The sequence below is a fragment of the Chryseobacterium gallinarum genome (genome assembly GCF_001021975.1).
In the GTDB taxonomy this organism is placed as follows: Bacteria; Bacteroidota; Bacteroidia; order Flavobacteriales; family Weeksellaceae; genus Chryseobacterium; species Chryseobacterium gallinarum.
The window spans coordinates 2186615-2200170 of the sequence record NZ_CP009928.1; the positions used below are offsets into that span (position 1 = coordinate 2186615).

12 protein-coding genes are annotated in these 13556 nt (G+C 37.3%); 9 read left to right on the forward strand and 3 right to left on the reverse strand.

Annotation, left to right across the window (positions count from 1 at the left end):
• Positions 1-15: 15 nt before the first annotated feature.
• From OK18_RS09775 to OK18_RS09820, 9 genes are all read left to right on the forward strand, one after another.
• Complete coding sequence (locus tag OK18_RS09775; RefSeq protein ID WP_050020561.1) at positions 16-378, forward strand: hypothetical protein; 363 nt, start codon at positions 16-18, stop codon at positions 376-378.
• A 228-nt stretch (positions 379-606) separates the two neighbouring features.
• The gene (locus OK18_RS09780; RefSeq protein WP_050020660.1) at positions 607-879 is read left to right on the forward strand and encodes a YHS domain-containing protein; all 273 of its coding nucleotides are present in this window, start codon (positions 607-609) and stop codon (positions 877-879) included.
• The gene (locus OK18_RS09785; protein ID WP_053329344.1) at positions 866-1543 is read left to right on the forward strand and encodes an SCO family protein; all 678 of its coding nucleotides are present in this window, start codon (positions 866-868) and stop codon (positions 1541-1543) included. The genes OK18_RS09780 and OK18_RS09785 overlap by 14 nt, the downstream gene beginning before the upstream one ends.
• Positions 1544-1651: 108 nt before the next feature.
• Positions 1652-2326 (forward strand): superoxide dismutase, encoded by a 675-nt coding sequence (locus OK18_RS09790; RefSeq protein WP_053327894.1) that lies wholly within the window; start codon positions 1652-1654, stop codon positions 2324-2326.
• Positions 2327-2330: 4 nt separating this feature from the next.
• Positions 2331-2699 (forward strand): hypothetical protein, encoded by a 369-nt coding sequence (locus tag OK18_RS09795; protein WP_053327895.1) that lies wholly within the window; start codon positions 2331-2333, stop codon positions 2697-2699.
• 154 nt (positions 2700-2853) lie between these two features.
• Positions 2854-3681 (forward strand): MbnP family protein, encoded by an 828-nt coding sequence (locus OK18_RS09800; protein ID WP_053327896.1) that lies wholly within the window; start codon positions 2854-2856, stop codon positions 3679-3681.
• Positions 3674-4723 carry a cytochrome-c peroxidase gene (locus OK18_RS09805; protein ID WP_053327897.1) on the forward strand — a complete coding sequence of 350 codons (1050 nt, stop codon included), beginning with the start codon at positions 3674-3676 and terminating at the stop codon, positions 4721-4723. The genes OK18_RS09800 and OK18_RS09805 overlap by 8 nt, the downstream gene beginning before the upstream one ends.
• A gap of 13 nt (positions 4724-4736) precedes the next feature.
• On the forward strand, positions 4737-5684 hold the full coding sequence (locus OK18_RS09810; protein WP_050020566.1) for a transporter: 948 nt from the start codon (positions 4737-4739) through the stop codon (positions 5682-5684).
• Between the two features lie 531 nt (positions 5685-6215).
• Positions 6216-7835 carry a hypothetical protein gene (locus tag OK18_RS09820; RefSeq protein WP_053327899.1) on the forward strand — a complete coding sequence of 540 codons (1620 nt, stop codon included), beginning with the start codon at positions 6216-6218 and terminating at the stop codon, positions 7833-7835.
• 203 nt (positions 7836-8038) lie between these two features.
• Here OK18_RS09820 and OK18_RS09825 read toward each other — a convergent pair whose 3' ends face one another.
• The 3 genes from OK18_RS09825 to OK18_RS09835 all read right to left on the reverse strand — a co-directional run bounded on the left by OK18_RS09825 (position 8039) and on the right by OK18_RS09835 (position 13398).
• Complete coding sequence (locus OK18_RS09825; RefSeq protein ID WP_050020570.1) at positions 8039-8827, reverse strand: T9SS type A sorting domain-containing protein; 789 nt, start codon at positions 8825-8827, stop codon at positions 8039-8041.
• Positions 8828-9316: 489 nt separating this feature from the next.
• Entirely contained in the window at positions 9317-11206 is a 1890-nt protein-coding gene (locus OK18_RS09830; RefSeq protein ID WP_053327900.1) for a T9SS type A sorting domain-containing protein, read from the reverse strand.
• Positions 11207-11838: 632 nt separating this feature from the next.
• Positions 11839-13398, reverse strand: coding sequence for a T9SS type A sorting domain-containing protein (locus OK18_RS09835; protein ID WP_167336360.1), 1560 nt, complete (start codon positions 13396-13398; stop codon positions 11839-11841).
• Positions 13399-13556: the final 158 nt, after the last annotated feature.

The following is a 13556-nucleotide window of genomic DNA, read 5'->3' on the forward strand; positions in this document are numbered from 1 at the left end:
ACACAAAATAAATCATTGAGAATATTAATTTCCATATTTATCATTTTTACTGTTGCAATACGTCCCGTTTTGCCATTGATAAATTATGTGGTTAATTATGATTATATCGTAAAAAACCTTTGTGAAAACAAAGATGTCCCACAGTCTACCTGTAAAGGGAAATGTTACGTAGGAAAAGAACTGGCCAAAACAGAAAAACAATCCAATACTTCCCAGACTATAAAAATTGCAGGGCTGGATGTCTTTTTATCCAATGAGATTCTGACATTTCCTGATCATAAAGAGCATGAGCTTTTTGCTGAAGCTCCCGGCTCAGGCCACTTTAATTTCTCCTCTTCAGATTATTTTTCAAGGGTTTTCCATCCTCCATTGGCGTAAAATTTATTTTAAACCAGGTTTTTAGTTTTTAAAGTGAAATCTTTTTGATTCTGCTTGTCTGAACTTTTTACTGTATCATTGTAAACTGGCGAGATCACTTAAGTACTAAGTAAAACTTTTGTGCCTTTGCGGGGTATACTGATAGGTTTAAACAGCTATTCTGCCAGGGATCAGAATATAATCGAAAGCCAAATTTATTTAACACATTCATTTCAATCATATCATAAAATGAAATCTCCTTTTATTTTGATAGCCTTGCTGTCAATATCATTGTTTTCCTGTACAAAGGAAACTCCACAGGTAAAACATAAAAGCAATATGAGTTCTTCCAGGGAAAACCTGGATATACAGGTCGTGAACGAAGAAGATCCTGTTTGCCATATGAAGACTGCCGGATTTCTAAAAGATACCGCAGTATACAAAGATAAAACCTACGGGTTCTGCAGCTCTTATTGTAAAGATGAATTTAAAAAAAATCCGGAAAACTATGCCCAAAAATAATAAGACGAATAACAAAAGCAAGCTGCTGATCCCGATTGCGGTTATTGCACTGCTTTTTCTGGGTATCGGGATAGGAATGGGATATTTTAAAAAGAATCTTTACACCGTAATGAAGGTTCCTGATTTTGAACTTACCGACCAGAATAATAAAAAGATTACCAATAAGGATATGTTGGGCAAGGTATACCTGGTAGAGTTCTTTTTTAGCAAGTGCCCTACGATTTGTCCGGTAATGAATACCAATATGAAAGCGATCCTCAGCCAGGTCAATGATCCCGGTTTCGGAATCATCTCTATCAGCATCGATCCGGATAATGATACCCCGGAGACATTGAAAGAGCATGCCAAAAGAATCGGAGCATCTTCCCCAAACTGGCATTTCCTGACGGGCGACAGAGGGTATATTGGTAAGCTGGCCGACCAGTTCAACATCTACGTGGGAGATAAAGAAGATGAAAGCGAAAGCCTTAATCATAGTGGAATGATTGCCTTAGTAGATCAGAAAGGAAATATACGCTGCAGGTATAATAAGGAAAATATGCCCATTTTATATTATTCAGGGCTCAACTATGACGATCCGGAAGGAAAAACACCCAAACTGAACGGTAAATTTCATCCGGACCGGGAGATCCTGATTGAAGACATTAAAAAATTATTGAAGTAAAGCAAGAAGAATGAAGGAAGCCGTATATCGGTAACTATTTCGGAGTCATACTTCCATTGTAAAATTTCATCTACACAAAATATTGTTTAACCATATACCCATACGTTTATGAAGATTATGAAAATAGCTGCTTTAGGAGCAGTACTGATGGCGCAGTTTACGCTTGCGCAGTTCACACAAACCCCTTTACCATATGCTTATAATGCATTGGAAGGTTCCATAGATGCCCAGACGATGGAGATTCACTATTCCAAACACGGGGCGGCTTATGCAAGTAACCTGAATAAAGCAATTGCCGGAACCCCACAGGAAAAACAGACACTCATTCAGATTCTGTCAGAAACTTCAAAATTAAGCCCTGCAGTAAGAAATAATGCTGGAGGACATTTCAACCATGAACTTTTCTGGACAGTCCTTACGCCTGAAAAAAATACGCAGCCATCAGCAAAGCTGGCAAAAGCCATCAATGAAGCTTTTGGGAGTATGGAGGCTTTTAAGGAGAAAATGAGTAAGGCAGGTGCCGACCGTTTTGGTTCAGGATGGGCATGGCTTTCTGTGGATAAAAACGGAAAACTATTCGTTTCTTCAACACCGAACCAGGACAATCCTTTGATGGATATTGCAGAAGAGAAGGGAACCCCGGTTTTAGGAATTGACGTTTGGGAACATGCTTATTATCTGAAATATCAAAATAAAAGAGCAGATTATCTTACAGCGATCTGGAATGTTCTGAACTGGAAAGAAGTCAGCAGAAGATACGAAGACGCTTTAAGCAAAAAATAAACTGATGAAGTTACTTTACAGCATACTTTTTACTTTTTATATGGTGTTCAGGCCACTGGTACCATTGGTGGAGTATGCTGTAAATTATGATTATATCAAAGATGTTTTATGTATCAACAAAAATAAGCCTGAACTTCATTGTAACGGAAAATGTTACCTGAGTAAAGAACTGGCCAAAACCAATGATACAGAATCTTTGCCATTGGGTAAGATTAAAAACTCAGGACAGAAGATCCTCGATACGTACATTCTTCCCGAAATTACTGAAATTGTTTATTCTGAGAAAAACCTTTTTTTCAGTTTCAATTTTACCTATGAAACAGCCTATTCTTTCCTGTTTCTGAAACCTGTTTTCAAGCCGCCGGTTTTTTGAGCTGCATACAGCACTATAGCCACCACTACAAAAAATTATAAGCTCGTTATCAGTATTATTTTTTGTCTGGGATGGTTAAAATGAATGTTTTCATAAGACATTCAAAGCAATTCTATTGCTTGTATTCAAATTGTATCAACTTAAAAAATCAACAATGAAAATCTATAAATTTTTATCATTATTCTTTATTGCCTTTACTGTATTGTCTTTTTCATCTTGCGGAAGCAGGGATGAAGATAATCCCCAAGATACCACTCCCGGAACTCTCCAGATTAAATTTGAGAACGGATTTAACAACCTGGGAGATATTGTTTTAAACCAGACGACCCAAATCTCTTCCCAGGGACAAAAACATAACTTTTCCACTTTAAAATACATAATCAGCAATATCACTCTGATTGACGAAGCAGGAAAAGAATTCAGATACAATGAAAATAATCCTGATAAAGGAGCCTTTATTATTGATCAGGCAGACGCTGTAGCGGGAATTGTTTACCTGAATTTAAACGAAATCCCCCAAAATAATTATAAGAAAATAAAATTCGGATTGGGAATCAGCCAAAATGCTTATTTATTGGGACAAGGCGGACAGGCGGAATTCTGGAACAGAGCCAAGCAAAAAGGGATGTCATGGTCCTGGGCGGCAGGATATGTTTTTGTAAAGCTGGAAGGCAAGTACGGAACAGGTTCGGCAACTACAGAATACATGAATCATACAGGGAATATGGGGAACGTAAAAGCCAATGACACTCCCGATCTGTACAGGGAAATTACTCTGAATCTTCCGACAACCGCAAGGGTAAATGGAAGGATCAGGCCTTCTATTCATATTCTTGCAGATCTTAATCAATTCCTGAGCGGAGAAAAACCTTTGATTTTAAACACTGCTAATGCAATGATGATGGGCTCAAGTTCTCATCTGGTAGATGTTACCAACAACCTCACCAAAATGTTTAAAGTAGACCACGTACACAATGATTAATTTTTTGCTGAAGACGATCCTGCTTCCGGCAGGCTTGCTGTTGAGTTGTATGTCCTGTTCAGGAGAGGTGATAGAGCCATTGGAAAAAGACGAAGCCTACTACCTGACATCTCCATTCTATTTTCCGCCCATGACGTATAATACACCTGATAATCCGGTTACCAGGAATGGAGTGGAACTGGGAAGGAATTTATTTTATGAAGGAAGACTCTCCCGGAATAATACCATCTCCTGTGGCTTTTGCCATATTCAGGAAAATGCTTTTACCCATCATGGGCACACGGTAAGCCATGGGGTAGATGACAGGATCGGTATCAGAAATGCACCTCCCATCCAGAATATGGCATTTCTGAAAAGATATATGTGGGACGGTGTGATTCATAATCTGAATGAACAGCCGATTATCCCGATTACAGATGTTAATGAAATGGATAGCTCAATGCCGGATGCTATTTCGAAAATTAAAAATGACCCCAAATATAAAAGGCTTTTCAAAGCTGCTTATGGAGATGAAAATATAACCGGAGAAAGAGTTTTGAAAGCATTGTCCCAGTTTATGGCCTCCATGATTTCAGCTGACTCAAAATATGACCGGTTCAGGCAGGGAAAAGAAAAACTGACATCAGAAGAATCACAGGGAATGGCATTATTTAATCAGAAATGTGCCTCGTGCCATAGTGGTGAGCTGTTTACAGACGAAAGTTTCAGGAATACAGGAATGTATTATAACAATCAGTTTAAAGATGCGGGACGATACAGGGTAACCCTGGATCAGAATGACTGGATGAAATTCAGAGTGCCAAGTTTAAGAAATGTTGAATATACTGCTCCCTATATGCATGACGGAAGATTCTATACGCTGGAAGCTGTGCTCAATTTTTATACAGATAGTGTTGAAGATAATCCTAATCTTGATCCCGCACTTAAGCAGAACAACCATGTCGGAATTGAAATGAACAATCAGGAAAAACAATTTATTATTGCCTTCCTGAAAACTTTATCCGACAAGAATTTTACTTCAGATCCAAAATTTGCAGAATAATTTACATATAGACATGAAGAAGATCATTATAATTCTAAGTCTGATAGTATTTACGGTACATCAGGCAAAAGCTGTCGAAGACAGTGCTTATATTGCCCGGAATAATTTTAATTACTTTAATTTTTATGACGACTGTGATGCCTGTGGCTGTGCAGCCGGAAACGGTTCATCCGGCTTTGAATCGCTGCTGAATCCACAATTTATAGGGATTAAATATTTTGCACAACATTATAAGGCAAAAGAAAATTTATTTGTAAAGGACCTGACACAGGATCAGTATTTTAATACCCTACAGCTTTGGGGTAAAATTCCTCTGACAAAAAAGGTAAGTGTCTATGCGAGTCTTCCATACCACTTCCATGAGAAAAAAACAATGCAGGGAGATATCAGGATCAGTGGAATCGGGGACTTGAACCTGATGGGAATCTATCAGATTCTTAATTCAAAAAACAGTTTCCATCAGTTGAGTGGAGGTCTGGGGATAAAGATTCCTCTCGGGAAATTTGATGAAAAAGGAATTTCCGGGGTGAATCCGAGTTTTCAATTGGGAACAGGCAGTTGGGATTATCAGGCAGTTTTGAACTATAAATTTCAAAAAAATAAAATTGCCGTTCTGGTCAATACCGATTATACCGTTAAAACTGAAAACAGGAAAAATTACCGCTTTGGCAACCAGTGGAATTATGCCGCTACAGGGTTTTACCAGATTACAGGTAATGAAAAATCAGTTTTTTCAGCCAAAACAGGCCTGCAGGGAGAGATATATGCAGGGAACAAACAATTTGATGAAGAATTGCCCAATACTGCCGGAAGTGCATTATATGCAAAACTGGGATTTGAAACTTCTTATAAAAAATTGAGCCTGGGAAGTGAAATCATGCTTCCGGTATATACCCGTCTTGCCGGAGGGGATATTGAAGCGAGATCAAGATTCAGTATCTTCCTGAATATTGGTATTTAAAAACATGAAGCTGTCTCATTGAGGCAGCTTTTTTTACATCAGAAATTTTTCCGGCATAGTGAATTTCAAGGCTTGGATAAGCTAATCGGTTTTTTTCTATGCTATAAATGTAAAAATGACCTCGGAGTAATGTATTTATTTTTTGTCTGGTTTTAAAATAATTCAATACTGTTTCTGTTTATTTTTTAAATTGATTGTATACTTTAATGGGAATATAAATGAATATTATCTTGTAATTGTCTGTTTTGTTTTAAAAAAAATATATAAAATTAATTTCTCTTAAGGGAGTGGGAAATGGATTTTTTTAAGTTCCATTAAAAAGATAAATAGCAACGTATAATTCCTGTTTAAAGGATTTTATTTTGCGTGTAGTAGGTTTGTGATCTCTGTTAGTGGGAGAAATAAATTAATATGTTGTATCTGTGTATTAGCATGTGTTTAATAGAGTATGATCTATGTGGCAAAAATGATGTAGGGCTCTTTAAGGTAAATTACTGTTGGATATGGTAGTTTTGCCTCAAAATAATACAAATGGGAAACAAAAAAAATTATTTATTATTGATGGTGTTCTTTATGAATACCGTTTTTTCTCAAGTGGGAATAGGCACTGCTAATCCCAGAGGAGCTTTGGATGTTAATAAGGGGACGGCAAACAATATGGGGCTGGTCCTTCCTACGAATGCAGACCCGAAAAACCTTGTCAACCCGATGGGTGGCGATGTGGCAATAGGTACTATTATGTATGATTCTACCTTAAGCTGTGTACGGGTATTTAAACCTACAGGATGGTCAAATTGTTTATGTGACCAATGCGGCCCGACACCGGGGTTTACGTTAGATTGTTCCAGCGGAGCACTTTCCGGAACTTTTACAGCAGGTATGGCAGGAGCCGGTTCTAAAGTAATTAATTATACTAACGCAACCGGTCAGTCCTACGGTGCGATTTCGATTGCTTCCACAGGCGTAACCGGTCTTACAGCCACCGCACCGGCAGGAACCCTGGTTACCGGAAACGGAAGTTTGACACTTGCCATTACAGGAACTCCTTCTTCATCAGGTACTGCCAGTTTTGCCGTAACAATTGCCGGACAAACGTGTACTTTTAATGTGCAGGTAAATGGGAGCTCACCTTCGTTTACCCTGGATTGCGCGAGCGGGGCTGTTTCCGGGACATTTGCAGCGGGTACACCAGCCAGCGGGTCTAAAGTAATCAATTATACTAATGCAACAGGCCAGTCCTATGGTACTATTTCAGTTGCTTCCACGGGAGTAACAGGACTTACCGCTACAGCACCGGCTGGAACACTGGCTAACGGAAATGGAAGTATTACTCTTGCTATTACAGGAACCCCTTCTGCTGCAGGAACCGCAAACTTTACATTGAACCTTGCCGGACAGACTTGTACATTCAGTGTTACTATTCAATCTTCATTAAGGACTATCAGAGTATTAAGTTTTATTCCAGATTCATGGAATGCGAATTTATCCAACGGGGTTTATTCCCAGGTAGCAAGAGCCAAGATGAATAATCCTGCTAATTTTGGTCCGTTTGGAACGGTGAAAGTAGCTAATTTTTCTTATTCCACAATTAATGTAAGTTCTGCCTCTGCTGCAGAGATAGGAGCAGCAATTGATAATGCTGATATTGTATGGATCGGATATATTGCTACAGGTTATTTACCGGAAAACTCAGACAAAAGACAGATTCTGGAGCAAAAAATTGCAGATAAAAAGAAATTTTTCTTTATAGGAAATGATAATTATAATGGTAGCTTTTTCCCGGCCAAAACCTCTTTCGCAGGTAGCACTTATGATTACTTTGAGTTTGGAACACGTCAGATTTTTATAATAGGCGGAGGGCTTGCTAACGGAATCTTCGGTAATGTTTCACCTGGAGCTACCATACAACAGAGCCGTGCTATAGGAAAAATGACACAATATTCTGGAACACCATTCCTCAGGAACCCTGACGGAAGTGTAAATGCGGTAGAAGGAGATAACTACGTGATTGTAGGAGATACAAACTGGTATACTTCAAACGAAACGACAGATGGCTTTTACAATGGAACGCCAAGCTGTAGTGAAAATAATTCTTCAATTATATTCTGTAATATAGTTGAAAAGGGAGTTAAATATATTCTGGCCCACTAAATACTATATTTATTATTGTTAAAAAAGGTATTAAAGCAATTTAAAGGAAACCGCTTCTACTTATGAAGCGGTTTTTTCTATTTGATTTAAAATTGAGCCGGGTTATAAAATTTTCAGGTTCCGCTGATGAAAGGTACCATAAGACGGAATAAAATAGCTCAGGCAGGCCGAGAGGCCTGCCTGAGCTTTATCTGACATATAATTTATTTAATCATGACCTTTTGTGAGTAAGATTTCCCTTCTTTAGTCTGAAGTGTCATAATGTATACTCCTTCCGGTTGATTGGTTTCAAATGTATTGGATTGTAGTTTGGTTCTAAATACTTCTTTTCCTGAAGTATTGACTAAGGTTACCTCTGAGCCTGCTAACGGAAGATCTCCCCCGATCGTTACCTGTCCATTTTTGCTATGAGCCATGAAGCTGATATAAGGATCTTTATACTGGTAAGCATAGTAAAGTCTAAGGGCTCCGTTTACGCTAAGCAATCCTCCATTCAGGTTAATTTTAATACGGTCATAGGGTTTGTTCATTGTAAATTCAATTTCACCTTTGCTTGGATCGCTGCCTCCTAGCTTGATATTATTGGAATCAAGGTATTGGTAATCATTGTTGGAGACGTTACCATTAAACGTTTCTATTGAAATACTGCTTGCTATCTGTGCTGCAAGCATTGTTTTGTCAGCACCGAAACCAATGACAAGTTTATTTGTACCGGCAGCGACATTAGTTTGAGGGAAAATCAATGTTTGTTCCGTTCTTGCGATAAGTCCCACGGAAACTTCCAGGGTAGAGTAAGTGATTTCATTACCATCTACGGCATTATCCGGATTCAGAACACCACAACCCAGACAAATACCCACTACCTGGTTGGTTTGGCTGGTTGCATAGATTTTGGTGATTTGTGCAAAAGACAGTGAAGTCATCAGGAGCATCGATGAAGCCAATACTACTGTTTTCTTCATAAACTGGCTTGCTAATAAATTTGCTTTCATATGTTTAAAATTTAGTTTTCTGGTTTTATTTTTACAAATGTACACATAAAATGATTATGTTGGTATATTTATTTCATTTTTGTGTGATATTGTAATAATTCACTTTTTTTATATATAAAAATTAAATTTTATTGAATTTAATGTTGGTTGGTCAAACGATTAGGAGAAGAGATTTTCAAAGCCTGGATAGAGACGCGTTCTGCTGTAAATTAAAGAAAAAGTTTATGTCGAACTAAAATGTTGATTATAAGTTTTTTATGGTAAAAATATTTTCTGATAATGAGTTTGATTTCATTGTTTACATTTTTGACTAATAGTTAAAATCAAATGTAAGAATTAAATGAAAAAATAAAAAATAATATTTCATTTTACGGTGATATTTATTGTTTATTTATAAAAAATTAACAATATATTCATGTTATATGAAATATATTTATAAGATTAAAGACAGGTGGGGCCTGTCTTTAATAAGTCTGATTTGAGACAAAACTATCTTGTCAGGATGATCTTACGGGTGTATATTTTTTGATCTTTCGTCTGCACGGTTAATATGTAGACTCCTCCGGGAAGGTTGGCCGGTACATCAAATGTTTTGGTTTTAAAATCGGTACGATAGACTTCCTTTCCGGATGTATTCCTGATAGAAATATTTGAACCGACTAAAAGGAAGTTCCCGTTTAAAGTGATTTGGCCTGCGGTCGGATTGGGAGAAACCGTGAACAGGTAACTCTCTGTAGCCGCTTTTTGAATTGGAGATGAGATAAGGGTTGAGGGTTGATTGTATGACTGTGCCAACTGTAAGATCTCATCTGGCCCAAGTATCCGGTTATAAACAAGAAGTTCGTCAATTTGAGAGCCATTCGGAAGCCGCACCAGTATCTGATTATTCGGATTGGGTAAACTCTCTTCTTCCTCTGTACAACCGACATAATTCCCATTTTTGTATAGGCATTGGCGGGTATCGGCTCCATTATCAATATAAACTATCGCATAATGATTCCATTGATTAAGAGGACTTGTGGTATGTACCGCTATCTCATCTATACTTTTATCAGGGCTGAAAGTATGGGGATAGGATTTAACCTGCTCGTGGTTAATGAGGGTAATGGTGTTGAACGCTGTTACTTCCACACCGGATGAGTTTCCATCTGTGCGACCCCAAAAAGCAATTGTTTTGGAATGCTTTAAAGAGTCAGGCAGTGTAGTAGTTGATAAATCTCCTGAGGTTATAGCTTTACTACAGATTGTTCCGTCAGGGAATGTTTTAGTAGCATTTGTAATCTCGTTCAGGTTAAAACCATTAATGATGTCTTTAGCATCCCCATTGAACGGATAATAGGCAATAGGATTAAGTGGTAGTTTGCCACATGTAGTGAATGTTCCATGGGTGTAATAAGTATAATATATCCTAAATTCTTCACCCAAGCCAAGCAAACCGCTGTTAAAATATACTTTTACTCTGTCAAAACGCTTAGGAGAAGTGAATTCTATGGTTCCTGTTTGCGAATTGGGGGTGAATTTCAGCATGTTGCTGTCTACTTTTTTATAATCATTATTAGAGGTGTTTCCAAGGAATGTTTCTACAAACATTTTACCTGGCAATTGAATATTAAAAACGTCTTTATTGGTTCCTATTCCTATGACTATTTTTTTGTAATTAGAAGGAGTAGGAGTTGGGTATATTAATGTTTGTACCATTCCTCCGGCAATGCCCACAGGAATTTTTATGGATGTATAATCATATTCATTATTTCCTACAGCGTTCTGCTGATTTTCTATAGAGCATAGAAGGCAAACTCCGGAAGTTTGGTTTGTTTGGGAAGCTGCATAGGTTTTCGGATTGGGTGTCTGGTAAGCATAATATATTCTGCGGGGATTATCATTTAATACATCGTGGAAATAGAGTTTAATGCGATCATAGCGTTTATAAGGTATAAATTCAATCATTCCTTTATTTGAACCTAAGGATTTTAACATATTGTGATCGACTTGTACCAGGTCATTGTTAGAGTTATTTCCTAAAAAGGATTCTATGGAGATTCCTCCAAGATTTAAGATGTCTAGAGATGCATTTTCAATTTCTATACCAACGATTACCTTATTAAAATGTGCTTCTTTAGCAGCAGGGAAAATCAATGTTTGTTCAACCAATCCGTTGCTTTTATAGGGAACTTTTATGGTGGTATAATCATTTTCATTATTTCCCACAGCGTTTTGTGGAGACTGGATTGAACATTGCGGGCATGTATCAATAATTTGGGTAATCTGACTGCTTGCATAAATCTTGTTTTGTGCATACAATATAGCACCGGTAACGAGCAGGGAAACGAAAAATGCTATTTTTCCGATCATGCTTTGTTGTAAAAATGAATTTTTCATATAATTAAAAATTTAGGTGTCGTCTGAATAAAAATTTTTAAGTTAATCTGATATCAATTACTGCTGCATTTGCTCTTTCTTTCAGAGTAATTTTCAGGTTAGTCATATTGGATTAAAACAGTATAGTAAAGCTCTATCTGAAGTATTTCAGTTAGAGTCTATAATACCTCCGGAGTAATATTCTGCTCAGGATAGGTTGTATTGTTGTTGTGCTGGTGGTACAATGGTTTATAGGAGATTCAGCTGCCTGAAGGGTATTTGAAGTAGCTCGTCCTCGTTTTCTCCTTATCGGAGTAATATTCCATAATCAGATGTGCTGTAGTTTTGTTTATTAATAAGAAACCTATAGCAGGCGGTAAAATAAAATAATGAGGGATTGGGAAATTCCGTAAATAAATTGATTTTCATATTTTGAGATCTGAGTGTTTGGTGATATAAATTTACATATAAAATGATTATGCTAACTATTTTTTTTAATGTTTTTAGATTATTTAATAGTATGTTCATTATATCATTCAAATATTAAATATTCTTTAATGTTTGAAGGTGGGTTTCAGGTAATTTTAAAAAGATTCCGGCAGGCTTCAGCCTGCCGGAATCTTTTTAAAATTTGATCAGAATACGGTATGTCTTTATCGTGTCAAAATAATTTTACGGGTATATACTTTTTGGTCTTTTGTCTGAAGAGTAAGTATATAGATTCCTCCGGGAAGATTGGCAGGTAGTTCAAATGTTTTGGTTTTGAAAGCGGAGTGATAAACTTCCATTCCTGATACATTCCTGATAGAAATGTCAGAGCCGGTTAAAGGGATGTCTCCATCGATGGTAATCTGTCCTGTGGTTGGATTAGGAGAAACGGCTAATGTTTTGCTTTCTATCTGAAATGATGTTTTTGCCAAAATGGATGAACCGCTGTTATTTTGTGGGTAAGTATTAAACAGCAGTTTTGGATCAGCCTTTTTATCATAAATAAGAAACTCATCCAGCTGTGCCCGTTTAAAGGAAATACTAAACTCGTTATTCATCAGGTCTGCCCCCTTAGTGTAATAAGGAGCCCAATGGGTAGTGTAAATAACCGTAGGATAGCTGCTGGTGGCACCTGTAAAAAACAGATAAGGACCGGGAAGGCCTTCTCCATTTACAGTTGGATAAACATCTACAGGATAATACGGAGGATTGACTTCTGCATTATTTTTTATGTAGAACGTACTTGAAATAGAATAAGGAGGAGTTGGATCATTGTTGAAGTTTATGGTATAGAGGTTTAATCTTCCTGAAGTGGCCGGATTACGTCTGAACATTCTCCCAAAATAGCTTTTTTGAAAACTATGGTTCTCGTTGACTGGTTTTATAATGATGCTATCTGGAGTAATTTTTACTTTTTCTCCGTAAATGGTGAGATCAATATAACCACCCTGATCAATTTGTGCCCAGAATGAAACCGTTCTTGGAGCCCGTGGAAACGGTACATTCAGATAATCTTTACCTTTGAATGTGTAGGTAGGATCTGTTGTAGAGTAGCTAAGTCCCTGGCCGCATATCATATTAGGTTTAAACAGTTCTGTATCTATACTGGTACGGGTTAAATCAAAGTTTCCGGCATGGTCATAAGTTGTACCATCAAAGGGATAATAATGAACAGGATTATGGGGAGGCGGGCACATGCTGGTGTGCTCTGTGTAATAAGCGTAATAAATACGAAGTCCGCCCGTTAATGTGAGAAGTCCTCCCAGCAACGTTATTTTGGCATATGAAAATTGGCTGATTCCAAGGTCTAGTTCAATGGTGGCTCTTTTTTGATCTTGTGAGCTGACTTTGAGGATGCTGTTGCTGATGGTTTTGACATTCACATTGGATTTTGTTCCCAAAAGATCTCTGTCCCCGGTCTCTACAGTAAGAGATCCCAGTAGTTCAATGAATAAGGGAGTGCTCTCAGTACCGATGCCAATTACGAGCTTTCCGGGCATTTTCGTTGTTGGTTCAAAGAGTAAAGTTTGCTCAACTCCGGCAACTACCCCTGCATTAAGTTTCAGGGTAGAATACGTATCTTCATTAGCATCAACCGCGTTTTCAGGGTTCTCTACCCCACAACCCAGGCATAGTAAAGCATTGGTATTGTTTTCTTGCTGATAAGCATACTTTTTAGTTTGGGAAGGGAACAATGTGCTCACTATGAATAACAGAAAAGCCATTGCCTTAGTTTTTTTTGAACAGTGTTTTGTCAATAAATTGATTTTCATATCGTTGGGATTTAGGTGTTTTAGTTTTTATAAATTTATACATAAAATTATTATGTTGATATTTTTATTTCATTTTTTAATGATTTATTAAGATTTTGATTGTAGTATTT

Bases quoted from the DNA above. Each gene is read 5' to 3' on its own strand.
- OK18_RS09780 (WP_050020660.1), top strand. From the start codon at position 607: ATGAAATCTCCTTTTATTTTGATAGCCTTGCTGTCAATATCATTGTTT.
- OK18_RS09785 (WP_053329344.1), top strand. From the start codon at position 866: ATGCCCAAAAATAATAAGACGAATAACAAAAGCAAGCTGCTGATCCCG.
- OK18_RS09790 (WP_053327894.1), top strand. From the start codon at position 1,652: ATGAAGATTATGAAAATAGCTGCTTTAGGAGCAGTACTGATGGCGCAG.
- OK18_RS09795 (WP_053327895.1), top strand. From the start codon at position 2,331: ATGAAGTTACTTTACAGCATACTTTTTACTTTTTATATGGTGTTCAGG.
- OK18_RS09800 (WP_053327896.1), top strand. From the start codon at position 2,854: ATGAAAATCTATAAATTTTTATCATTATTCTTTATTGCCTTTACTGTA.
- OK18_RS09805 (WP_053327897.1), top strand. From the start codon at position 3,674: ATGATTAATTTTTTGCTGAAGACGATCCTGCTTCCGGCAGGCTTGCTG.
- OK18_RS09810 (WP_050020566.1), top strand. From the start codon at position 4,737: ATGAAGAAGATCATTATAATTCTAAGTCTGATAGTATTTACGGTACAT.
- OK18_RS09820 (WP_053327899.1), top strand. From the start codon at position 6,216: ATGGGAAACAAAAAAAATTATTTATTATTGATGGTGTTCTTTATGAAT.
- OK18_RS09825 (WP_050020570.1), bottom strand. From the start codon at position 8,827: ATGAAAGCAAATTTATTAGCAAGCCAGTTTATGAAGAAAACAGTAGTA.
- OK18_RS09830 (WP_053327900.1), bottom strand. From the start codon at position 11,206: ATGAAAAATTCATTTTTACAACAAAGCATGATCGGAAAAATAGCATTT.
- OK18_RS09835 (WP_167336360.1), bottom strand. From the start codon at position 13,398: ATGGCTTTTCTGTTATTCATAGTGAGCACATTGTTCCCTTCCCAAACT.